The sequence below is a fragment of the Sphingomonas radiodurans genome (assembly GCF_020866845.1).
Lineage (GTDB): Bacteria > Pseudomonadota > Alphaproteobacteria > Sphingomonadales > Sphingomonadaceae > Sphingomonas > Sphingomonas radiodurans.
Window position 1 is genome coordinate 3621475 of record NZ_CP086594.1, and the last position, 22422, is coordinate 3643896.

The following is a 22422-nucleotide window of genomic DNA, read 5'->3' on the forward strand; positions in this document are numbered from 1 at the left end:
GGCGAACAGCTTGATCTCACGGTGAGCTAGCCATCGAAATTCAGCGTAGCGCGGCACCATCACGGTCTGAGGGCCAAGAGCGACTGCGCGGGCAACTGCAGCGAGACCGTTGTTCAAATTTCCCGTTGCTGCTCCAACTGCATCAAACACGCCGCATATGCGGAGGATCGGTCGCGGCTTGGGACCATCTCATTCGCCCACCATTGGCATAAGATCCCGGGTCGGTAGATAGGCGTTATACCTATCGCTATGATGGCTGCTGAGAAGGGTGTTTTCCGCTCAGCATCAAAGATTTGCGAAGCGCCCGAGCGCCACTTAGGTAGTGAGCTCCGATGTTCGTATCGACCATAAACAGCTGGTTCGGCACCCGCTCCCACACTGGAAACGCGCTTACCCATGCATCGCGGTACGCATCCGACTCTGCGGCTTCTTCCTCAAAGGTGACCCTAGCAACCCTGTCAACAAAGCGTAGTTCAAAGCGGTCGAATGCCTTACGCGACGGGGTCACGTAAACACCTCCGCCGAACCGTCTCTTCCGGCGGCGAAGTTGGTAGCCGAGAAAGTTTATAGGCTGGCCTAGGTGAGCAACTCGAGACTTTAGGAGCAGCGGCCCGGCAGGGTGAACTCCAAAGAGTTCATGCAGGTTCTGTTCGATCGCCTTCGCATGCGCCTCGCTGGGCGCTCCAACAAGAATATCGTCGGCGAACGAGAGCACGGGGGCGTCATCGATCTGGCCGATCGACATCTCGATCAGCTTGCCGGCGATGTAGCTGGATGCGAGCGACCCCTGCGGAAGCCCATGACGGACCGCTGGCTCGAACGCTTCTGTGTGGATAACCTCCATAGTGTCACTGACAAGAATGCAGTGTTCGATGACACTCCTCGGCAGCGGGATGGTTGCTAGAAGCCCCTCACGATTGAAAGAGCCAAAGCAGTTCTCAATGTCAGCTGTTACAAACCATCGTGGTCCTCCCTTTTTGGTAGCTAGTGCCATGAACTCCTCAACCGCGCGGGTTCGGCCCCAGCCACGTTGGGCGTAGTCGAACCTCAGCGGACCCCAGATCGCCTGAACAATCAGAACCGCAAGCTTCTGGAGGGCTCTGCGACGAAGGCCAAAGCTTGTGATCGGGCGACGGCCGCCTTCCGGCTTGCGCTTCAAGTAGAAGTAAGCCGGCTCGCCGCAATCAGCACGGGGGTTCAGACCAGCCGCCAACTCCCGCGCGGCCTGCATCGACATCGCGTCCTCGGGGGCGAGAGCATGCGAGCCGAGGACCAGACAGCAGAGCCTAGCATCCACGGACCTCAACAGCTTCCGTACGACCGCAACACGCTTTCTCGCATAGTCGTCTGGGGTGTCCGCGAGTTTGTTGAGGAGCGTCAGGAACTGCCCGGCGTGCTCCTGCAACTCCGCGCGTATCTGCCGCTTTGATCCAGCGATGCCTGCGCCTGCGTAAGCACCAACCCCGTGAAGTTAACTTCAGCGACTTGGCCGCGGAGATCTCTCTCGACCTCCATGGAGAGGGCAAGTTGCTCCTCCTGCTCCATTTCCGAATTGGCGGTTCTCGGCACGAACCCGCCTCGCCGTTCAGTCTCGTCGATCAGATCGTTGAAGCAGAGTTGTATGACGAGCTGCGCTTCAGCTCGCCCATAGGCCTGTGTCACAATCACGTCGAATGCCTCCATCACCCGAGCCGCGTAGCGGGCCACGAGCCGACGAGCGTGAGACGGCGAGCAGGTCCCGAGGGATCGCCGGATCTCGCTTAGTTCGAGCCGCGGCCGAACGGCGGCAGGCACCCGCATGCGCAGGTGGAAAACCCCGTTCCGGCGTTGAAGGTGTGGAGCACGGCTTCCGCTCATCGCGGCGCACCCCGGCTGCGGCCCCACCAACCTTGGACCGACCCTGCCGATACTGTTCCCTCGGCAGCAAGGGACGGCGCGAGGCCGTGTATGTACCACGTTGTGTACCACAACGGCGGCGGAGGGGAACGGCAATCTCGTAAACTTTTGAGTTGCCGTCTAAAAGCGCGAAAAATGGTGGAAGGGACTGGATTCGAACCAGTGTACACTTGCGTGGGCAGATTTACAGTCTGCTGCCTTTAACCACTCGGCCACCCTTCCACCGGGCCGCTCGTCAAAGCGAGGGCGCGCAATGCCGAAGCGGGCGCGGCCTGTCAACGCGCTGTCATCATGGTTGCGCCTGTCGCGGCTGGCGCATAGCAGCGGCCGGGATGACCAACTACCGAACCTCGGCAAGGCGCCAGCTGCTTTTCGCCGCGACCATGATCGCCACGCCAGGCGCGGCGCAGGATCGCGCCGCCACCGCCCGGATCATGGACGAAGGGCTCGCTCACTCGCAGGTGATGACGACGGCGCAGCATCTGACCGACGTGATCGGCCCGCGCCTCACGAACTCACCGCAGATGCGCCAGGCGGAAGCGTGGACGCAGGCGAAGTTCGCCGAATGGGGCCTGCGCAACGTCCACAAGGAAGGCTATGATTTCGGTCGCGGCTGGTCGATCGAGCGGTCGAGCGTGCGGATGGTCACGCCGCGCCCGATCCAGCTAACCGCGATCCCGATCGCTTGGACTCCCGCGACGCAGGGCACGCTGACCGCGCCAATCATCGTCGCCCCAATGAAGCGCGCCCGCGATTTCGCGCTCTATCGCGGGCAGCTCGCGGGCAAGATCGTGCTCGTGTCGTCGCCCGGCACCGGGTCGCAAAGCACGCGCGCGCCGTTCCGCCGCTATACCGATGAGGAACTCGGCAAGCTCGACGCTTACGACTTCCCGGCTCACGATCCTGCCGCCGATGCGAAGCAACTTCGCCAGTCTGCCTTCGAGCAGGAGCGCGACGCTTTCCTGAAGGCCGAGGGCGCGGTCGGTTACGCCACCATCTCGTACCGCGACGGCAAGCTCGTCCACGGCGAAGGCTATATGTTCGAAGCCGGCCAGTCGCCGTCGCTGCCGGGCGTGCAGCTCGCGGCCGAGGATTACCGCCGGCTCGCCCGGCTCGCCAAGATCGGCCCCGCGCCGACGCTCGAGATCGTCAGCGACGTGCGCTACGATGACAGCGATACGCAGGCCTACAACATCTTCGCCGACATCCCCGGCAGCAATCCCAAGGCCGGATATGTCATGGCCGGCGCGCATCTCGACAGCTGGGTCGCCGGCGATGGCGCGAGCGACAATGCCGCCGGGTCCGCAGTAATCATGGAGGCGGCCCGCATCCTCGCGAAGCTCGGCGTTCGGCCCAAGCGCACGATCCGCTTTGCGCTATGGACCGGCGAGGAGCAGGCGCTGCTCGGCAGCCTCGCATGGGTCGAAAAGAATCTCGCCACCCGCGGCGGCCCGAACGATCCGGTGCTTACCGGCGAGCGACGCTATTACGAATGGCCCAAGCGCTGGCCGGTCAACCCGCAGCTGGGATTCAACGATCTAGCCGCCTATTTCAACGTCGACAACGGCTCGGGCCGCTTCCGCGGCATCTATGCCGAGAACAATCCGGCCGCGGCGGAGATCTTCCGCAGCTGGATGGAGCCATTCCGCGGCCTCGGCATGACGACCGTCGCGTCTGGGCGCACCGAAGGCACCGATCACGTCTTCATGCAGTCGGTCGGCGCGCCGGGCTTCCAGTTCATCCAGGATCCGCTCGATTATGACAGCCGCACGCACCATTCGGATGCCGATACCTTCGATCATCTGAAGGGCGAGGATCTGCGGCAGGGCGCGACGATCCTGGCCGCATTCCTGCTTAACGCCGCCAATGCCGACAAGGCGATGCCGCGCCCGCCGATGCCGACGCGGCCTGCGGTGACCGATCCGTTCGCATATCCCGATCCAGAGGAGGCACACTGATGGCTGGTCGTGGTCATCGACCGAGCAAGGCACCCCCCGGCCGTCCACGGTTCTGGGGAAGGCACGCCGTCACGGCAGCGCTTGCCAATCCGGAACGCAAAGTCCGCAAAGTATGGGGCACGCGCGAGGCGCTGGATGGGCTGTCGCTCCCACCGATCCTGCCGGTTGTCTACGCCGACGTCGCCGATCTCGGCCGGATGGTGCCGGCCGATGCGCCGCATCAGGGGCTAGTCGCGGAAGTCGATCCGCTAGAGGATGTATGGCTTGGCGATTTGCTGCTGCAGGGTCGCGACAATCGTCGGCCGCTGGTCATTCTCGACCAGGTAACCGACCCACACAATGTCGGCGCGGTACTGCGCTCGGCGGCGGCTTTCGACGCGCTCGGGATCGTCACCCAGGATCGCCACGCCCCGCCGGAATCGGGCGCGCTTGCGCGTGCCGCATCGGGTGCGCTCGAGACCGTGCCGTGGGTGCGTGTCGTCAATCTTGCGCGCGCGCTCGACGAAATCGGCGAAGCCAGCTTCTGGCGCATCGGCCTGACCGGCCATGCGTCGCAGACGCTCGGCGAGGTTATGGGCGAGACGAAGACCGCGATCGTGCTGGGTGCCGAAGGCGAGGGTATGCGGCAGAACACCGAGGCGCATTGCGACCAGCTCGCGAAGCTGCCGATCAGCCTGAAGGTCGAAAGCCTGAACGTCTCCAACGCCGCCGCGATCGCGCTCTACGCGGTAACGGTGCGCTGAGGAAAATGCCCCTCCCGCTCGCGGGAGGGGAGAGGAAGGTCAATCCTCCTCGGCGATCCGTACCTTCAGCCCATCCAGGCTAGCGTCGAACGGCAATTGGCACGAAAGCCGCGAATAATCATCGCGGCTGCTCGATGACTCGAGGAGATCGGTCTCGTCCTCGCTACGGGCGGGAAGTTTGGCCGCAAATTCCGGGTCGACATGCACGTGGCACGTCGCGCAGCTGCAGCACCCGCCACACAGCGCCAGGATCTCGTCGATCCCCGCATCACGGATGATCTCCATGACCGACAGTCCCGCCGCGCCTTCGATCTCGCGTTCTTCCCCATCGCGCAACGTGACGATAAGCTTCGGCATCATGGTCTCCCCACAAAATTTCCCGCCCCATGCCGTGCTTCGCGCGTGGTCGCAATGGGGCTGAGCGAGGCACAGCTGCGCGCCGGCGTCGATGCGCTCGGCCTGATCGAGCCGTGTTTCGCCGCCGCGGTCGACCGTGTCGGCTATCCGCCCACCCGCATCCGCGATCGCGGCTACGCCACCTTGCTCCGTACCATCATTGGCCAGCAGGTGAGCGTGAAGGCGGCCGACTCGATGTACCGTAAGTTCGTCGAGGCTGTCGGCGACGCTGACGATCCGGCCGCCGTCACGCGCGTCACCGACGAGGAGTTGCGCGCGGCCGGCATGTCACGACAGAAGTCGTCTTATATCCGCAGCCTGTCCGAAGAGATCACCAGCGGCCGGCTCGACTTCGACGATTTGCCTGCCGACGACGAGGAAGCGATCACGGAGCTCGTTCGGATAAAGGGCATCGGCCGCTGGTCGGCTGAAATCTACCTGCTGTTCGCCGAGGGTCGCCCGGATATATGGCCCGCAGGCGATCTCGCAGTACAGATCGAAGTCGGTCGCATCTTGGGTCATGAGAGCCGCCCAAGCGAAAAGCTAACCCGCGAACTTGCCGAAGCCTGGCGGCCGCACCGTGGCGCTGCTGCGATCTTCGCCTGGCATCACTATGGCGCTGGAGCGGACGCAGCGCCGGTCTAGTCCCGCTATCGCGCCGGCCGCCAGACCTGCGTCTGGCACAGGAACGCGATGCACCCCTTCACCTTCAAAGTGCCGTCGGTCGCGCGCGTGACGATCGACTTATAGTCCTTGCCGTTGCGCGGATCGTAGATCCGCCCCCGCCAGTCCGATCCGGTATCGCTGAACCCAGACAGGATCGGCATCCCGACGATTGGGCGATTGCGCAGCTTTGCATCGGGATTGTTGACGTCCGTTGCTGGTGCACCCGGCCGCGCCTTCAGCACCGTCACGATCCGCCCGCATGTGGCCCCGCCACACGGCCCGACCTGCACGACGGCGCTTCCATCCTCGGTCAGCCAGCGGCCGGCGATTGGTTGTGCGGCGTGCGCCGTCCCGGCAAAGGTAAGTGCGACAAGCGCGGCGACGGTGAGACGGGTCTTCATGCCGCCACCTATCAGGGGATTGCGATGAACGCGCAATGGACGATCGGGATCATTGGCGGGTCGGGGCTCTATGCGATCGACGGGCTTGAAGGCGCCGAATGGCGGCGCGTCGAGACGCCATGGGGCGAGCCTTCGGACGAGATCCTGTTCGGTCGGATCGGCGCGGTCGAACTGCGCTTCCTGCCGCGCCACGGCCGCGGCCACCGCATTGCGCCAAGCGACATTCCGGCGCGCGCGAACATCGATGCGTTGAAGCGCGCCGGCTGCACCGATCTGCTCGCCATCTCGTCGGTCGGCTCGCTGCGTGAGGAGCTCGAGCCCGGCCGGTTCGCGATCGTCGACCAGTTCATCGATCGCACCGTCGCGCGGCCGGCGAGCTTCTTCGGCACCGGCATGGTCGCGCACGTCTCACTTGCCGATCCGGTGTGCCAGCGGCTGTCCGCCTTCGCCGCTGCGGCAGTGCAGGCGGCCGGCGGGCGTGTCACCGAGGGCGCAACCTACCTCGCGATAGAAGGCCCGCAATTCTCCACCCGCGCCGAAAGCGAGCTGTTCCGGCAATGGGGCTGCGACGTGATCGGCATGACCGCGATGCCCGAAGCCCGCCTCGCGCGCGAAGCCGAGCTGCCGTATGCCTTGATCGGCATGGTCACCGACTATGATTGCTGGCGCGAAGGCGAAGCGCCGGTCGAGGTCGCGCAAATCGTTGCGCAGATGGCTGCCAACGGCGCGATCGCCCGCGCGACCATCGCTGCGCTCGCCATCCACCTGCCGCGCGAGCGAACGCCGTCGCCGATCGACACCGCACTAGACGGCGCCGTGCTGACAGCGCCCGAGCGCCGCGATCCTGATCTAGGTAAGCGCAACGCGGCGATCCTGGCGCGATTGGACGGTTGCAACGCATAGCGGCGTCCCGCATGGACATGGCATGCCTCCTCCCGCTGCCGATTTGATGCGATCGCTGCCTGAGGTTCACGGCTCGATCAGCGTTCCGCATGACGCAGGCTTCTGGCGCCGGTTGTTCGCCTTTGTCGGACCCGGTTGGCTGGTTGCTGTCGGCTATATGGACCCGGGCAATTGGGCGACCGATATCGCTGGCGGCTCGGCATTCGGCTACGCGTTGCTCAGCGTCGTCCTGCTGTCGAACCTGATGGCGATCATCCTGCAGTCGCTGTCGGCGCGGCTGGGCATCGGCGCCGGGATGGACCTCGCACAGGCCTGTAAGCAGCAATATTCGCGGCCGGTCTCGTTCGTTCTGTGGGTGCTGTGCGAAATCGCGATCATCGCTTGCGACCTTGCCGAAGTGCTGGGCACGGCGATCGCTCTGAAGCTCCTGTTCGGCCTTCCGCTCGTCACTGGCGTTTGCATCACCGCACTCGACGTATTCCTGATCCTCGCGCTCCAGCGGTACGGTTTCCGGCGGCTGGAGGCATTCGTCGCCGCGTTGCTGATCATCATCGCCGGCTGCTTCGCGTTCGAACTCGCCTGGGCCGGGCCGAACTGGGCCGACGCGGCGGCCGGGCTGGTGCCGTCTGCGCAGATCGTGACCAATCCGCTGATGCTTTACATCGCGATCGGCATCCTCGGCGCGACCGTGATGCCGCACAACCTCTACCTTCATTCCGCGATCGTGCAGACCCGCGCGGTGGGCGAGGGGCTCGCCAGGAAGCGCGACGCGCTCAAGATGGCGACGATCGACTCGACTGTGAGCCTGGGCCTCGCTTTCTTCATCAACGCCGCGATCCTGATCTTGGCGGCCGCGACCTTCCACGTCGCGGGGCGCACCGAGGTTGCGGACATCGAGGAAGCGCATCAGTTGCTCGCTCCCATGCTCGGCGTCGGCGCGGCAAGCGTGGTCTTCGCGGTCGCCTTGCTCGCCAGCGGGCAGAATTCGACGGTCACCGGAACGCTTGCCGGCCAGATCGTGATGGAGGGCTTCCTCGAGATCCGTCTGCCAATGTGGATCCGCCGGATGATCACGCGCGGGCTCGCGATCATCCCCGCCGTGATCGGCGTCGTCATCGCTGGAGACTCGGGCGCGACGCAGCTGCTCGTGATGAGTCAGGTCGTGCTGAGCCTGCAGCTGCCGTTTGCGGTCCTGCCGCTTGTCGCCTTCACCGGGAGCCGGCGGGTGATGGGTGAGATGGCGGCGCCGAAATGGTTGCTCGTGGTCGCTTGGCTCATCGCGGCTGTGATCGTCTGCCTGAACTGCTGGTTGCTGTGGGGGCTGGTGAGCGGTTAGCCGCTGACCGGAACTGGCCACAAAAACCCTAAAAGCTAGGCGATCAGTTGCGCGCGCAGCGCCTCGCGCCGCGTGGCATCGACGCCAAGCACGTCCTCGGCATAGCGTTCTGTCGATCCGAATCGTTCGCCGATCGCGCGCGTCGCCGCATCGAGATACACCGCTTCGACGCCCATCAGCGCCACGATCGCCTCGTCGGTGATCTGCGCGCCATAACGCTCGCGGATCGACCCGCTCGCCGCCGCAATCCGCGCCTGTGGATCGCCGGCGGTGTTGGTGAGCAGATAGTCCGCCATGACATCGTCCTCGTGGACGCCTAGCAGCCGATGCAGCAATGCGACTGCAAGTCCGGTCCGGTCCTTGCCCGCCAGGCAATGCAACAGGCTCGGCCCGTCGCGTGTCGCCAGCGCCTCGAAATACAGCGTAAGCGAACGCACCAGCACGTCGCGATACGGCATGTTCTGATACAGCCGCGTCATCGCTGCGCGCGCCTCTTCCGCCGTCGCGATCCCGCGCCCGGCTTCCTCGTGCGGCGCGAGCTCGGATCCGGCGGTCTCGCCTGGCGCGAACAGCACCAGTCCGTCGAAGCCGTCGTGACGCTGGCACGGCATCGTCCGCCGCTCGCTATCGCCGCGCAGGTCGATCACGGTCGCGATCCCTAGATCGGCGACGCCCGCGAGGTCGTCCGGCGTCGCGCCGCCATGCTGGCCCGAGCGCCAAAGCACGCCCTGCCGTAGTTGCCCATCGCGGCCTGCATAGCCGCCATAATCGCGAAAATTGTGAATGCCCTGAAAGGCGCGTACCCGCTCGCTCATGCCGATGAGCTACCCGATCCGCATGACAATGTCGCGTCGATTAAGCGACTGGGCTTAGCCGCTAGGTGGCCGCCCCATCCTTATACTTCATCTCCAGAAACCGCCCGCGCGTCTCGAGCGAGTCGAGATCGCCGCGCGCGAGTTCCTCGCTCATCTGCCCGATTTCGCGCTCGATCAGCTCTAGCCCCTCGACCAATTGCCGATCGGGCGTCTTCCCGTTGCGCTCGGCATGCCGCAATTCGCGCGGTACGCGCTGATAGTCGCGGATGAACTCTGGCAATTGCTCGCCCACCAGCCGGCGGATGTCGGCCCCCACCGGCGCATCCGCGTCAACCGTCGCAAGCTGCACGCCGAGTGTGTCGAGCCGCACGCCGATGCGATCCGCCACCAGCACCGCCGGTGCAGGGAGGGCAGGGCGCTGCGCATCGAGCCAACGCGTCGTCTGTGCTGGAAGCGTCTTGATGTCGCTGCGCGCTAGCGCTTTGGTGCTCACTGGCCGCGCGCCTGGCGCAAAGGCGATCGCAAGTGTCGCTGCCATCATCACCATCAGTACAGCCAGAGCCCCGAAGATGCCGAGCGGCACCACCGCGAGCCCAATGATCACCGCTGCAATCAGAATCACCGCATTGGCCGCGCCGATCGCAGCGATGCGCTTGCCGATGCTGCGCCCGCCGCGCGCCCGGTGCCCCGACCGGGCGATCGTCGGTAACCCTTCGAACGATTGCAGCCGCACGCGATCGAGCGCCCCGCGCGCGCTCGTCAACGCTTGGTCGGTCTCGTGCGAGGTCACAGCGCCTCCAGCTTGAACGTCTCGGGCGACGACCCGACCCGGTTCTGCGCCGCGCCTTCCGCCCGCGCGATATAGCCGCGCGATTTCTCAACCTCGGTCGACAGCGTCGTGACGGTCGTCTTCATCGAATCGAGCGCCTTCAGCTTGAACGTGTCGATCGCATCCATCGTCTCATAGATGTTTTGGAACGCGCGCTGCAGCGTTTCGAGCGGGATCGCCGAGCTCGCCGCCTGCTCGTGGATCCGCGCGGTATTCTCGCGCAGCAGCTTGCCGGTCGAATCGATGATGTTCGCGGTGGTCGTGTTTAGCTGCGTGATCTGCTCGAGCACCAACCGCTGATTGGTCATCGCCTGCGCCACCGTCACTGCGGTGCGCAGCGCCGCGACCGTGGTCGTCGAGGCGCGATCGACGCCCTTGATCAGCTCGACATTGTTCTTCTTGACCAGGTCGAGCGCGAGATACCCCTGAACCGTCACCGCCATCTGCGTCAGCAGATCCTGCGTCCGCTGCCGCGCGTAGAACAGCGCACTCTCACGGATCGCCTTGGCTTTCGTCGGGTCGGTCGCATCGAGCTCGTGCGCCTTGTCCTCCAGCTTTTGGTCGAGCATCTTGGACATCTGGATCATCTGTTCCAGCTTGCCCATCGCCGTCCACAGGTTCGCCCGCTCGGTATCGATCGAGGCATTGTCCATCAGCAGCTCGTCCTTGCCGGAGCCCAGGCTCTTCAGGATCGAGGCGATGTGCGTCTGGCTCGATTTGTAGCTGTCGAAGTAATTGCGCGCCTTGTTGCCGAACGGGATAATGCCGAACAGCTTCTGCGGTGCGGTCAGATTGCCCTTCTTGCCCGGGTCGAGATCCTCCACCACGCGGCGCAGCTGTGCGAGATCCTTGCCGACCCCGGTTTCCTGATCCATCGCGCGCACCGGACGGTCAAGGAAGCGGTTCGATTGGCCCGCGGCATCGCGGATTTCCTTCGCGCCCATATTGGTGATCGCATCAACGACCTTGCCGAACTCGGGGCTATTCGCGTCACGCTCCATCAGCTGCTGGACGGCGTAATCCGCGCGCTCCTCCAGCTTTGACTTGGTCCCGGCGTCGACCGGCACGAGGCCAGCGGCCTTCTCCGCCGTCACGGCCGGCACCGGATCGGGCGGCGTAAGCGTCAGGACCGGCTCGGTTGCGGTTATCGTATCGGGTGTCGTCGCCATCAGCTTCCTCCAGCGTCGCTGCCACGATGGCGGCTGACGCGGCTTCGTTCAAGTGTATCAGCGATATAATACGCTTCTCGGCCCGGCGCAAAGGGCGCCAGTGTCTTGCGATTGGCATCGAACCGTCACGTAGCTGCCATCCAAGCCGCATAGCGGCAGCGGCACACCAAAAAATCACACGGGGAAACTACCATGAACCGCGCCCTTGCGGGCGGCGTCATTGCGACGCTGCTCGCCTGCACGTCTACCCATGCCATCGCTCAGGCGATCGCGCCCAGCGACGCCGCGGAAAGCGCGAACGACATCGTCGTCACTGCGCAAAAGGTGGAGCAGCGCATCGAGGACGTGCCACTTGCCGTCACGGCAGTGACGCAGGACCGGATGCGCGAGATCGGCGTAAACTCGCTCACCGAAGTTGCGCTCTTCGTCCCCGGCCTGCGCATCCAGGAGCAGAGCGCGAACAACCCCGGCTTCGTAATCCGCGGCATAACCTCGGACAACGGCTCGTCGCAGCAGGGCGCGCGCGTCACACTCTACTATAACGGCGTCGACATCAGCCGCTCGCGCGGCGCGTATCAGGATCTGTTCGATGTCGAGCGGATCGAAGTGGTGAAGGGCCCACAGGCGACGTTGTTCGGTACGGCCGCAGCGGTGGGTGCGGTCAGCATCATCTCCGCCAAGCCGCAGCCCGGCTTCTCTGGCGAACTGCTCGCGAGCTACGGCAATTATGACCGCACACAGGTGGCCGGTTTCCTCAACGCCGGCAACGACACGCTCGCCGCGCGGCTGGCATTCGCCTACAAGTATCGCGACGGCTACGTACGCAACATCGCCGGCGATCCCGACGTTCCCAACCAGAACCAGGGCCGCGTCGATCAGGACGATCTGAATGGGCAGGACCAGCGCGGCATTCGCGGCTCGATCCGCTGGACACCGTCCGACTCGGTGACCGCTGATCTCGTGCTGACCTATGACGGGCAGCGCAACCCAGGCACCGCCTTCAAGAGCCGCGCGTTCGCGCCGACCGGCGGGCAGACCGGCGACTATGGCTATGCCGAATTGTCGGGCTCACCGTTCAGCCAAGAGGTGCTGGGCAAGCGCAAGCTCGGGCTCGACCGCAACGTCTATGATGCGAATCTGACGATCAACGTCGACATCGCGCCGGGCATCACGTTCACCACCGTCAACGGCTATCGTCGCTTCGATGCGCTCGAGACGTTCGATGCCGATGGCGGCCCGGCCTGGTATCTCGAATTCGCCGAGGATGCGAAGGGCGACCAGTGGAGCCACGAAAGCCGCTTCAACTTCACTGGCGACAAGTATCGCGCCTCGTTCGGCTGGAACGCCTTCTTCGAGAACGGCTATCAGCGCGTGCCATTCTCGACCGAGGAGGGAACGTACATCGCCTGCTCCGTCGCGGGTGCCTATGCGCAGGTGCGCGGTCTGCTGAACGCAGCCGGGCTGCCGACCAGCACCAATTGCATTGCGGCCAACGGCACCGTCCTGGCGGCGCGCGCCACGCAATTACTGTCGCGTGGTGCGGCGACCGTGGTGCCCTATTCGTCGGAATTCACGAACTACGGCAACAACGACACCTATTCGGTCTTCGCCGACGCGACGTTCATCCCGATCGACGCGCTGGAACTGACCGCCGGTGCGCGTCTGCTGATCGAGGATCGCCAGTCGGGCTACAGCAGCATCCAGCCCAACTCGGTGCTGCTGGCCGGGCTCGGTGTGCGCACCAGCCTGCTCGGCACCGCCAACACCAACGGCGTCAAGTTCGAAGCCAAGCGCAGCTTTGCCGCGTTCCTGCCACGCGTGAACGCGCTGTATCGCGTGACCGATGACGTCAACGTGTTCGCCACCGTCAGCAAGGGGCGCCGCTCGCCGGTCGTTCAGCTCGCCGCGTTCGCAACCACGCCAGTTAGCCCTAACCTTCAGATCGTGCCGGAAGAAACGGTGTGGAACTACGAAGGCGGCATCAAGGTCGGCGGGCGCGGGCTCTCGGGTACGCTCTCGGTGTTCTACCAGACCTATGACAATTTCCAGGTCAGCGTCACCGATGCAGCCGGTGTCGTCACCACGCAGAGTGCGGGCACGGCAAAGAATTTGGGCGTCGAGTTCGAGGGCACGTGGCGGCCGACCGACTTCCTGAGCGTGTTCGGCAGCTTCGGCTATATCGACGGTGGGATCGGCGACGAGCCGCTGCCGAGCGGCGCAACGAACGTCTTCGCCAACAACCGCTTCCGGCTGCAGCCTGAAATCACCGCCGCCGCGGGCGCGACGTTGCGCCTGCCGGTGACCGATGCCGTCACGTTCTACGCGACGCCGTCGGTCAGCTATCAGAGCAAGGTGTTCTTCGAACTGCCTAACCGCGAGGCGATCAGCCAGGACGGCTATGCGTTGGTCAACCTACGCGCGGGCGTCGAATTCGCCGACGGCCGCTATCGCATCGGCGGCTTCGCGCGGAACCTCGGCAACGAGCGCTATCTGATCGACGCCGGCAACACCGGCGGCGGCTTCGGCACGCCGACCTACATCGCCGGCGAGCCGCGCTTCTATGGCGTGGAGCTCGCGGGCCGCTTCTGACCATGGACCAACGCGATGCCGGCGCGGTCCGGCATCGCGTTGGTAGTTGGTTCGCGAGCGCGCACACCCCATTTGCGCTCCACACAAACGGAGCACCAAATGCGCGCCATCGCCTTCAAGCAGCCGGGACCGATTGATCGCGAGGATTCGCTCGTCGATATCGAGCTGCCCGATCCCGTTGCTACCGGCCGTGACCTGCTGGTCCGCGTACACGCCGCCTCGGTCAATCCCGTCGACGTGAAGGTCCGCGCCGGGATGCGCGGCGGCAGCGAAGAATGGCGCGTCCTCGGCTATGACGCAGCGGGCGAGGTGGTCGCAGTCGGCCCCGAGGTAACGGGGTTCAAGGTCGGCGACGTGGTGATGTACGCCGGGCAGATCGACCGCCCCGGCAGCAACGCCGAACTGCAATTGGTCGACGAGCGGATCGTCGGGCCGAAGCCACAGTCGCTCGATTGGGCCGCAGCAGCCGCGCTCCCGCTGACGACGATCACCGCCTGGGAAGCGCTGTTCGACAAGCTCGAGGTGAAGCGCGCGATCCCCGGCGCGGCACCCGCGGTGTTGATCGTCAACGGCGCCGGCGGCGTCGGCTCGATCACTATCCAGCTGCTGCGTGCGCTGACCGATCTCACCGTGATCGCCACCGCCTCGCGCGACGAAACGAAGGCGTGGGTCAAGGAACTCGGCGCACATCATGTGATCAGCCACCGCGAACCGATGGCGCCGCAGATCGAGGCGCTGGGGATCGGCAAGCCCGGCCACGTCTTCTCGACCAGCCATACCGACGATCATCTAGCCGACATCCTCCAGCTGATCGCGCCGCAGGGCAAGCTGTGCCTGATCGACGATCCCAAGACGCTCGACGTCATGCCGCTCAAGACCAAGGCGATCTCGCTCCACTGGGAACTGATGTTCACCCGCTCGCTGTTCAAGACTGCCGACATGGGCGAACAGGGGCGGCTATTGGCCGAGGTGGCACAGCTGATCGATGCGGGTCAGGTCCGCAGCACGCTGACCGAGACGTTGGGTATGATCAACGCCGACAATCTGAAGAAGGCGCATGCGCTGATCGAGAGCGGCAAGGCCCGCGGCAAGGTGGTGCTCGCCGGGTGGTGAATTCCATCCGCCGTAAGCAATAACGACGCTGCTGAAGTGCTGCACCCGCGAAGGCTGGCATTTCGCGCATCCTTCGGCTATGCGCGCCGCGAGCGCCGCGAGGGCCGCGGCCATTCCAGGAAATCGTATGAATCTGCGCAACATCGCCATCATCGCGCACGTCGATCACGGCAAGACCACTCTCGTTGACCAGCTCTTCCGCCAGTCCGGCACCTTCCGCGACAACCAGCGCGTCGAAGAGCGCGCGATGGATTCGAACGATCTCGAGAAGGAGCGTGGGATCACGATCCTCGCGAAGCCGACCTCGATCGATTGGGAAGGCATCCGCATCAACATCGTCGATACGCCCGGCCACGCCGATTTCGGCGGCGAGGTGGAGCGCATCCTGTCGATGGTTGATGGCGTGGTCCTGCTGGTCGATGCCGCCGAAGGCGCGATGCCGCAGACCAAGTTCGTGACGGGCAAGGCGTTGGCGCTCGGCCTGCGCCCGATCGTCGTCGTAAACAAGATCGACCGTTCGGACGCACGCGCGCAGGAAGTGCTCGACGAAGTGTTCGATCTGTTCGTCAGCCTCGATGCGACCGACGATCAGCTCGATTTCCCGGTGATCTTCGCTTCGGGCCGCAACGGCTATGCCGGCGACAACCCCGACGTGCGCGAAGGCACGCTGACGCCGCTGTATCGCACGATCGTCGATCATGTCCCGCCGCCGGCGCTGAACGAGGATGCGCCGTTCACCTTCCTGGTGACGTTGCTCGACCGCGATAACTTCCTCGGCCGTATCCTCACCGGCCGCGTCAATTCGGGCGTGGTGAAGCTCAACCAGCCGATCCACGCGCTGAATGACGCCGGCGAGGTGATCGAAACGGGCCGCGCATCGAAGATCATGAGCTTCCGCGGGCTCGATCGCGTGCCGGTCGACGAGGCGCGCGCGGGCGACATCATCAGCATGGCCGGGCTTGCGGTCGCGACCGTTGCCGACACGATCTGCGACACCAGCGTAACCCAGGCGCTCCATGCGCAAAAGATCGATCCGCCGACGCTGTCGATGCGCTTTGCGGTCAACGATTCGCCGATGGCGGGCCGCGAGGGCACCAAGGTGACCAGCCGCATGATCCGCGATCGCCTGTTTCGCGAGGCCGAATCGAACGTCGCCGTGAAGGTGACTGAAGCATCCGACCGCGACAGCTTCGAAGTCGCCGGCCGCGGCGAGCTCCAGCTCGGCGTGCTGATCGAAACGATGCGCCGCGAGGGCTTCGAACTCGGCATCAGCCGCCCGCGCGTGCTGTTCCAGGAAGATGAGAACGGCAAGCGCACCGAGCCGTACGAGATCGTCATCATCGACGTGGACGAGGAATATTCAGGCACGGTCGTCGAGAAGATGAACCTGCGTAAGGGCGAGATGACCGACATGCGCCCGTCGGGTGGCGGCAAGACGCGCATCACCTTCTCCGCCCCGTCGCGCGGCATGATCGGCTATCACGGCGAGTTCCTGTCGGACACGCGCGGCACCGGCATCATGAACCGGTTGTTCGAGAAGTACGGCCCGCACAAGGGCCCGATCGAAGGCCGCAAGAACGGCGTGCTGATCTCGAACGGTTCCGGTGAAGCCAATTCCTACGCACTCGGCCCGCTCGAAGGCCGCGGCATCCTGTTCGTCGGGCACGGCGAAGCGCTCTACGAGGGCATGATCATCGGCGAGAATGCCAAGACGGAAGACCTTGAGGTCAACCCGATGAAGGCGAAGCAGCTGACGAACTTCCGCGCTTCGGGCGGCAAGGACGACGCGATCCGCCTGACCCCGCCGAAGAAGATGACGCTCGAGCAGGCGATTGCCTATATCGACGATGACGAGATGGTCGAAGTGACGCCGAAGAGCATCCGTCTTCGCAAGCGGTTCCTCGATCCCAACGAGCGTAAGCGTAACCGGCGTAGCGCCGAAGCGGCGTGATCGCCCGGCCGATCGGAGCGGCGCCGGTGCGCGTCGGTCTGATCGGCTTCGGCTATGCGGGGCGCACCTTCCACGTCCCGCTGATCGGCGCGACCGAAGGGATCGCGCCGATTGCCGTAGCCTCGTCGCGACCGGAAGCGGTTCATGCCGTGCTGCCCGGCATCGATATCATGGACACGCCGGCCGCGTTGATCGCGCGTGACGACATCGACCTCGTCGTCGTCGCTACCCCGAACGACAGCCACGCCCAGATCGCGCTGGCGGCGCTCTTGGCTGGCAAGCATGTCGTTGTCGACAAGCCGTTCGCACTGTCGCTGCCCGAGGCGCGCTCGGTTGTCGCGGCGGCAGAGCGGGCAGGGCGTTTGGTCACGGTATTCCACAACCGCCGCTGGGACGGCGATTTCCTGAGCGTCCGCGCCGCCATCGCGCGCGGCGACATCGGCGAAGTCGTGCACTTTGAAAGCCACTTCGATCGCTTCCGCCCGATGGTGCGCGATCGGTGGCGCGAGCGCGCGACGCCCGGCGGCGGCATCTGGTATGACCTAGGCCCGCACCTCATCGACCAGGCGTTGCAGCTGTTCGGACTGCCCGATGCGATTGAAGCCAGTATCGCGACGCTCCGCCCCGGTGGCGTCGCGGATGATTGGGCGCACGCGATCCTCCACTACCCCGGCCGTCGCGTGATCCTGCAGGCAAGCATGTTGGTCGCCGGCGGCAGCGCGCGCTTCACCGTCCACGGCACTGCGGGCAGCATCGTGAAGCAAGGTGCCGATCGGCAGGAGGCGCAACTCCTCGCCGGCATGATCCCCGGCGCCGCTGGCTGGGGCGAAGATGACGATCCGCTCGTCCTGTATGATGGCGAGCAATCCCGCGGACTGCCGACGCTGCCCGGTGACCAGCGCGATTTCTATCGCGGGGTTGCTGCCGCCGTGCGCGGTGAGGGGCCCAACCCGGTGATGCCCCACGAGGCGCTTGCCGTCATGGCGCTGATCGACGCCGGGCTGCAATCATCGGCAGAACGACGCGCCATCGAACCGGATTTCGCCTGATCTACAACCCTCAAAATGCCTAGCCCCGTCATGCCGGGCTCGTCCCGGCATCCACCGCGCCGCGCATCCGACGTCCGTAAAGCACGCGGAACCGTGGATGCCGGGACGAGCCCGGCATGACGAGCAGGCTACTTCACGCCGCCCAGTTCCATCAGAACCGCCCACTCATCGTCTCGCACTGGCGTCACGGACAATCGGCTCTGCCGCAGCACTTCCAGCGCCGCGAGCCGCGGCTCTGCCTTCATCGCCGCCAGCGTCACCGGCACCGGCATCTTCTCCAATGGTTTCACCGCGACCGATGCCCATTGGTCCTTGTCGCCGTCGGGTCGCCAGGCTCGCACGATCTCCATCGTGCCCACGGCTGCCTTTTCCGTGTTGGAATGGTAGAAGATCGCCCGATCACCGACTTCCATTTCTTTGAGGAAGTTGCGCGCGGTGTAATTGCGCACGCCGTCCCACTCGGTCTCGCCGTCGCGCGTCAGATGATCCCAGCCGTAAACATCCGGCTCGGACCGTAACAACCAGTATCGCATCAATGCTTTCCTAAACGCCTTATGAACGCCATATTCCGGCTGGGTTCAGCCCGAATCGGACATAGCATTGAACACGCTCGCAGCCTCATGCGTTTACTCCTTCGGAGCGGACCGAGCGTAACTGTGTAGAGGAGGTTCGAGATGAATGGACTGATGATGAAGGCGGGTCTCGGCACGGCGATGGCCGCGACCGCACTTGCTGCTGCTGCCCCGGCCGACGCTCAGCGCTGGCGCGGCCGCGGTTATGATCGTGGCAATGATGTTGCTGCGGGCGCATTGATCGGCGGCGTGATTGGGCTTGGTCTCGGCGCAGCGATCGCGTCGAACAACAACCGCGGCTTTTACGGCTATAACGGTTACAACGGGTATCGCGGTTATTATCCGCGTGCGCGCTTCAATCCGTATCGGAACAACTGGCGCGGCCCACGCTGCTTCCGGCAGTGGGCGTTCGACCCGTACTACGGCCGCGTGCCGGTTCGGGTTTGCCGCTGATCCTATCTAAGAGGTCACGCAGGGGCGGCGCGGAGAGCAGGGGCTTTCCGCGCCGCTTTTTTGTTGGGCTGTCGCATTTGTTCGGTTAGTCGCGCCGGCATGACCGACACACCACCAGATCATCTCTCGATCGACCCCAGCAGCCCGTACTTCGACCAGCCGCCGCTCGAACGCGGCATCGGCATCCGCTTCAAGGGTCTCGAGCGCACCGATGTCGAGGAATATTCGATTTCCGAAGGTTGGATCCGCGTCGCGCTGGGCAAGAAGGTCGATCGCCGCGGTCGTCCGCTGACGATCAAGCTCCTCGGACCGGTCGAAGCGTATTTCCAGCGCCCTGCCGAGGGCGCGGAAGAGGGCACCACAGAAGCGTAACGATTGCGCCACGCCGGGCTAGTCCCGGCGTGGCGATCCTGACCTTAGGCCGCGACCAACCCGATCCGCGCCTTGGCCGCGCGATATTCGCGCTCCATCCGGTCGATCCGGTCCGCGACCGTCTCCACCTTCTCGACCGCACCGATGCCTTGGCCGGAACCCCAGATATCGCGCCATGCCTTCGCCTTGGGCGCATTGTCGCCCTGACCGAAGTTCATCGTCTTGTAGTCGCCCTCGGGCAGATTGTCGGGGTCGAGCCCCGCCGCCTCGATCGAGCCGCGCAAGTAATTGCCGTGCACCCCGGTGAACAGGTTGGAATAGACGATGTCGGAGGCCTTCCCCTCGACGATGCCCTGCTTGTAGCCTTCGTCGGCGTTCGCTTCGACCGTCGCGATGAACGGTGAGCCGATATAGGCGAAATCCGCCCCCATCGCCTGCGCCGCAAGCACGGCGTCACCCGTGCCGATCGATCCCGACAGCGCAACCGGCCCGTCGAACCACTGCCGGATCTCGCTGACGATCGCGAACGGCGACAGCCGCCCCGCATGGCCGCCAGCACCGGCAGCGACCGGGATTAGCCCGTCAGCGCCCTTTTCCACTGCCTTGCGCGCGAACCGGTCGTCGATCACGTCATGGAACGTGATCCCGCCCCAGTTATGCACCGCCTGATTCAACTCGGCGCGCGCGCCCAGCGACGTGATCGTGATCGGCACCTGCCACTTCTCGCACGTGGCAAGGTCGGCATCGAGCCGGTCGTTCGACTTGTGGACAATCTGGTTCACCGCGAACGGCGCCGCGGGGCGATCGGGGTTGTCGCGGTTGTGCGCCGCCAGCTCTTCGGTGATCCGGTGCAGCCATTCGTCGAGCAGCCCTTGCGGCCGCGCGTTGAGCGCAGGAAACGAACCCACGATGCCGGCCTTGCATTGAGCGATCACCAGCTCCGGGCCGGAAATGATGAACAAGGGCGAGCCGATGATCGGCAACCGCAGGCGGGAAAGGATCGCTGGGACTGACATAGCTTTTGTTATGTCGTCACCGTAGCGACCTGTCCAGCATCACGCTGCGTCGCGTGAACCAGTCGCGTGTAGAGGAAGTCGACGACCGTCCGGATCCGCGGCTCGCCGCGCGATCGCTCGTGGATTAGCAGCCACATGCCGCGAGTCGGCTGTGGCGTCCGGAAGCAGCAGATCAGATCGGGCTCGTGATCCGCCACCAGGCAGGGGAGCGCGGACAGCCCCAGTCCCGAGCGCACAGCGGCGAGCAGCCCGAGTGACGTATTGTGCTGCATCACCATCGAATCGACCAGGCCGAAGTGCCGCAGATACTCGCCGTACATCCGCCACACGCCTTCCTCGCCGCCGCCGATGATCGGCATGCCGCGCAACTCCTCGATCGATCGCGGGATGCCTCGCGCGGCGGCGAAGCCACGGCTGCAATATATCGCCCAGTCATCGTCCGCCACGCGCCGCCCGATGACACCCGCACCAGACGGGCTCCCGGCAATGCGAATTGCGATGTCGGCGGCGCCCGCCGCCAGGTCGCGTACCTCGTCCGACGTATCGAGCTCGATTCGGATGTCGGGCCGCGCGTCGTGAAAGTCGCGCAGCACCGGCGCCAGCATCGTCACTGCGAAGATCTCAGACGCGGTCAGCCGTACGACGCTGCGTGCCGCGCGAGCACGCGACTCGGCAGCCTGCGCGAAAGCCTCCACCGCGTCGGCTGCTCCCTGCGCCGCGCCGAGCAGTGCCGCGCCATCGGAAGTCAGCAGGTATCCCGCCGGCTTCCGATCGAACAGCCGCACGCCCAGCCGCGTCTCCAGAGCCGCGACTCGCCGCGCGCATGTCGTCTGGCTGACGCGCAGCTTGCGCCCCGCGGCGAGCGTGCTGCCAGTGTCCGCGACCGCAAGGAAATGGCGAAGATCGTCCCAATCTTCCATCCATTCTGCATTACCGCAGAATAGGTCGCCAAGAACAGTGTTCGTTTGCAACTGATCTCCGAGGTACATGGATGTCGTCGGCAGCGAACGGTCGCGGCAGACACCAACGGAGACCCGACATGAAGATCCTCCTCCCGCTCGCGGCGCTCGCCGCGGGGTTCCTCACTGCACCTACCGCACAGGCCCAGGTCGACACGCGCACCGCCAGCCGCACCGTCCACGTCGCGGATCTGCGCCTCGACACCGACGCTGGCGTCGCCCGGCTCGATCGCCGGCTGCACCTCGCCGCACGCGACGTCTGCGCTGCGCCTGCCGCCTATGATCGCTCGCAGCGCAAGCTGGTGCAGGATTGCGTCGCCCAGACGCTCGCCGCCACCACCACCCAGCGCACCGCGCTTCTGGCTTCGATCCGCCCAACCGGCGCGATCCAGCTCAGCGCCAAGTGATTGAACGCCACGGCGAAGCGGGTGCGCTTAATCCACCCGCTTCAGCCCGGCGGCAGCGGCGCGGCCGTTCTCTACATAATGTGCCGCCGACATTTTGAGCCCGGCGATCGCCCGTTCGTCCAGTTGCTTCACCGCCCGCGCGGGGCTGCCGACGATCAGGCTGCCGGGCGGAAAGGTCTTTCCCTCGGTCACCAGCGCGTTCGCGCCGACGATGCAATCGTCCGCGATCACCGCATGATTGAGCACCGTCGCCCCCATGCCGATCAGCACCCGGTTGCCGATCGTGCAGCCGTGCAGGATCGCATGATGCCCAATCGTGCAATCCTCGCCCACCGCCAGCGGCGCATCGGGATCGGAATGCAGCATCGCGCCTTCCTGCACGTTGCTGCGCGCCCCGATCGGGATCGTCGTGTTGTCACCGCGGATCACCGCGCCGAACCAAACGCTCGTGTCTTCGGCGAGCTGCACGTCGCCGATCAGCTCGGCGCTCGGCGCGACCCAGGCGGTCGCGTGGCACGTCGGGCGCTGCCCGCGGAACTCATACAGCGGCATCCATCTCTCCTGTGCCATCCTCGGACACGTCGCATTTAACCAAGAAATCCAACGGTGCTAAATCGTAAACGAGTTGTTAACTCCTCGCTTATGAACCGCATCCTCGTCACCACCAACGAAGCCGCCCGCCACCCACTGCGCCGGTCGTTGCCGCCCCCCGTGGTGGCACCGGCGCCGCGCGGGGACGATCATGATCTCAAGCTGTTCGTGCTCAGCTTCACTGCCTTCTTCGTCTGTTTCTACACGCTCATCATGTAAGCTGGCATCACGTGAGCGG

General features: G+C 65.0%; 24 protein-coding genes, 1 tRNA gene and 1 pseudogene. 13 read left to right on the top strand and 13 right to left on the bottom strand.

Annotation, left to right across the window (positions count from 1 at the left end):
- Positions 1-247 precede the first annotated feature (247 nt).
- The 4 genes and pseudogenes from LLW23_RS17185 to LLW23_RS17195 all read right to left on the bottom strand — a co-directional run bounded on the left by LLW23_RS17185 (position 248) and on the right by LLW23_RS17195 (position 2118).
- Positions 248-1405, bottom strand: coding sequence for a reverse transcriptase domain-containing protein (locus tag LLW23_RS17185; protein ID WP_228946713.1), 1158 nt, complete (start codon positions 1403-1405; stop codon positions 248-250).
- Positions 1378-1683 carry a hypothetical protein gene (locus LLW23_RS17190; RefSeq protein WP_228946714.1) on the bottom strand — a complete coding sequence of 102 codons (306 nt, stop codon included), beginning with the start codon at positions 1681-1683 and terminating at the stop codon, positions 1378-1380. The genes LLW23_RS17185 and LLW23_RS17190 overlap by 28 nt, the downstream gene beginning before the upstream one ends.
- A gap of 45 nt (positions 1684-1728) precedes the next feature.
- Positions 1729-1857 (bottom strand): annotated as a pseudogene (locus LLW23_RS17720) (DUF6538 domain-containing protein); the annotation flags it as partial.
- A 175-nt stretch (positions 1858-2032) separates the two neighbouring features.
- Positions 2033-2118, bottom strand: a tRNA-Tyr gene (locus LLW23_RS17195).
- A gap of 110 nt (positions 2119-2228) precedes the next feature.
- Here LLW23_RS17195 and LLW23_RS17200 point away from each other — a divergent pair.
- Together LLW23_RS17200 and LLW23_RS17205 are read left to right on the top strand one after the other, a co-directional pair.
- Positions 2229-3854, top strand: a complete 1626-nt coding sequence (locus LLW23_RS17200; RefSeq protein ID WP_408641992.1) for a M20/M25/M40 family metallo-hydrolase — start codon at positions 2229-2231, stop codon at positions 3852-3854.
- Positions 3854-4597, top strand: a complete 744-nt coding sequence (locus LLW23_RS17205) for a TrmH family RNA methyltransferase (protein WP_228946715.1) — start codon at positions 3854-3856, stop codon at positions 4595-4597. Before LLW23_RS17200 ends, LLW23_RS17205 begins: the two co-directional genes overlap by 1 nt.
- A 39-nt stretch (positions 4598-4636) precedes the next feature.
- Here LLW23_RS17205 and LLW23_RS17210 read toward each other — a convergent pair whose 3' ends face one another.
- Positions 4637-4954, bottom strand: coding sequence for a 2Fe-2S iron-sulfur cluster-binding protein (locus LLW23_RS17210; RefSeq protein ID WP_228948628.1), 318 nt, complete (start codon positions 4952-4954; stop codon positions 4637-4639).
- Between the two features lie 54 nt (positions 4955-5008).
- Between LLW23_RS17210 and LLW23_RS17215 the strand changes: the two genes are divergently transcribed.
- A complete protein-coding gene (locus LLW23_RS17215) occupies positions 5009-5638 on the top strand; it encodes a DNA-3-methyladenine glycosylase family protein (RefSeq protein ID WP_228946716.1) in 630 nt (209 codons plus the stop codon).
- A 5-nt stretch (positions 5639-5643) separates the two neighbouring features.
- Here LLW23_RS17215 and LLW23_RS17220 read toward each other — a convergent pair whose 3' ends face one another.
- Positions 5644-6060, bottom strand: a complete 417-nt coding sequence (locus LLW23_RS17220) for a DUF2147 domain-containing protein (protein ID WP_228946717.1) — start codon at positions 6058-6060, stop codon at positions 5644-5646.
- 24 nt (positions 6061-6084) lie between these two features.
- On the opposite strand from LLW23_RS17220, the gene mtnP reads away from it, so the two are divergent.
- Both mtnP and LLW23_RS17230 read left to right on the top strand, forming a co-directional pair.
- The gene (mtnP, locus tag LLW23_RS17225) at positions 6085-6963 is read left to right on the top strand and encodes an S-methyl-5'-thioadenosine phosphorylase (protein ID WP_228946718.1); all 879 of its coding nucleotides are present in this window, start codon (positions 6085-6087) and stop codon (positions 6961-6963) included.
- 46 nt (positions 6964-7009) lie between these two features.
- Positions 7010-8299, top strand: a complete 1290-nt coding sequence (locus LLW23_RS17230; RefSeq protein ID WP_228946719.1) for an Nramp family divalent metal transporter — start codon at positions 7010-7012, stop codon at positions 8297-8299.
- Positions 8300-8334: 35 nt separating this feature from the next.
- Here LLW23_RS17230 and LLW23_RS17235 read toward each other — a convergent pair whose 3' ends face one another.
- The 3 genes from LLW23_RS17235 to LLW23_RS17245 all read right to left on the bottom strand — a co-directional run bounded on the left by LLW23_RS17235 (position 8335) and on the right by LLW23_RS17245 (position 11112).
- Positions 8335-9114 (bottom strand): tyrosine-protein phosphatase, encoded by a 780-nt coding sequence (locus LLW23_RS17235; protein ID WP_228946720.1) that lies wholly within the window; start codon positions 9112-9114, stop codon positions 8335-8337.
- Between the two features lie 61 nt (positions 9115-9175).
- The gene (locus LLW23_RS17240; RefSeq protein ID WP_228946721.1) at positions 9176-9904 is read right to left on the bottom strand and encodes a hypothetical protein; all 729 of its coding nucleotides are present in this window, start codon (positions 9902-9904) and stop codon (positions 9176-9178) included.
- Positions 9901-11112, bottom strand: coding sequence for a toxic anion resistance protein (locus tag LLW23_RS17245; RefSeq protein WP_228946722.1), 1212 nt, complete (start codon positions 11110-11112; stop codon positions 9901-9903). Before LLW23_RS17245 ends, LLW23_RS17240 begins: the two co-directional genes overlap by 4 nt.
- 192 nt (positions 11113-11304) lie before the next feature.
- Between LLW23_RS17245 and LLW23_RS17250 the strand changes: the two genes are divergently transcribed.
- The 4 genes from LLW23_RS17250 (at position 11305) to LLW23_RS17265 (ending at position 17814) form a co-directional block, all read left to right on the top strand.
- The gene (locus tag LLW23_RS17250) at positions 11305-13701 is read left to right on the top strand and encodes a TonB-dependent receptor (RefSeq protein ID WP_228946723.1); all 2397 of its coding nucleotides are present in this window, start codon (positions 11305-11307) and stop codon (positions 13699-13701) included.
- A 99-nt stretch (positions 13702-13800) separates the two neighbouring features.
- Positions 13801-14814, top strand: a complete 1014-nt coding sequence (locus LLW23_RS17255; RefSeq protein ID WP_228946724.1) for a zinc-binding alcohol dehydrogenase family protein — start codon at positions 13801-13803, stop codon at positions 14812-14814.
- Positions 14815-14941: 127 nt separating this feature from the next.
- Positions 14942-16765, top strand: coding sequence for a translational GTPase TypA (typA, locus tag LLW23_RS17260; protein ID WP_228946725.1), 1824 nt, complete (start codon positions 14942-14944; stop codon positions 16763-16765).
- Positions 16762-17814, top strand: a complete 1053-nt coding sequence (locus tag LLW23_RS17265; protein ID WP_228946726.1) for an oxidoreductase — start codon at positions 16762-16764, stop codon at positions 17812-17814. Before typA ends, LLW23_RS17265 begins: the two co-directional genes overlap by 4 nt.
- 128 nt (positions 17815-17942) lie before the next feature.
- On the opposite strand, the gene LLW23_RS17270 is transcribed toward LLW23_RS17265, so the two are convergent.
- Positions 17943-18347 (bottom strand): EVE domain-containing protein, encoded by a 405-nt coding sequence (locus LLW23_RS17270; protein ID WP_228946727.1) that lies wholly within the window; start codon positions 18345-18347, stop codon positions 17943-17945.
- Positions 18348-18488: 141 nt separating this feature from the next.
- Between LLW23_RS17270 and LLW23_RS17275 the strand changes: the two genes are divergently transcribed.
- Together LLW23_RS17275 and LLW23_RS17280 are read left to right on the top strand one after the other, a co-directional pair.
- Positions 18489-18839, top strand: coding sequence for a hypothetical protein (locus LLW23_RS17275; RefSeq protein ID WP_228946728.1), 351 nt, complete (start codon positions 18489-18491; stop codon positions 18837-18839).
- 99 nt (positions 18840-18938) lie between these two features.
- Positions 18939-19211, top strand: coding sequence for a DUF3297 family protein (locus LLW23_RS17280; RefSeq protein WP_228946729.1), 273 nt, complete (start codon positions 18939-18941; stop codon positions 19209-19211).
- Positions 19212-19255: 44 nt separating this feature from the next.
- Here LLW23_RS17280 and LLW23_RS17285 read toward each other — a convergent pair whose 3' ends face one another.
- Together LLW23_RS17285 and LLW23_RS17290 are read right to left on the bottom strand one after the other, a co-directional pair.
- The gene (locus LLW23_RS17285) at positions 19256-20227 is read right to left on the bottom strand and encodes an NAD(P)H-dependent flavin oxidoreductase (protein ID WP_228946730.1); all 972 of its coding nucleotides are present in this window, start codon (positions 20225-20227) and stop codon (positions 19256-19258) included.
- Between the two features lie 8 nt (positions 20228-20235).
- Positions 20236-21147, bottom strand: coding sequence for a LysR family transcriptional regulator (locus tag LLW23_RS17290; RefSeq protein WP_228946731.1), 912 nt, complete (start codon positions 21145-21147; stop codon positions 20236-20238).
- A 119-nt stretch (positions 21148-21266) separates the two neighbouring features.
- Here LLW23_RS17290 and LLW23_RS17295 point away from each other — a divergent pair, with 119 nt between their 5' ends.
- Positions 21267-21593 (top strand): UrcA family protein, encoded by a 327-nt coding sequence (locus tag LLW23_RS17295; RefSeq protein ID WP_228946732.1) that lies wholly within the window; start codon positions 21267-21269, stop codon positions 21591-21593.
- A 27-nt stretch (positions 21594-21620) separates the two neighbouring features.
- Here the strand turns inward: LLW23_RS17295 and LLW23_RS17300 are convergent, their stop codons facing one another.
- Positions 21621-22145: a gamma carbonic anhydrase family protein gene (locus LLW23_RS17300; RefSeq protein WP_228946733.1), complete on the bottom strand. Its 525-nt coding sequence runs from the start codon at positions 22143-22145 to the stop codon at positions 21621-21623.
- Between the two features lie 90 nt (positions 22146-22235).
- On the opposite strand from LLW23_RS17300, the gene LLW23_RS17305 reads away from it, so the two are divergent.
- Positions 22236-22403, top strand: coding sequence for a hypothetical protein (locus LLW23_RS17305; protein WP_228946734.1), 168 nt, complete (start codon positions 22236-22238; stop codon positions 22401-22403).
- Positions 22404-22422: the final 19 nt, after the last annotated feature.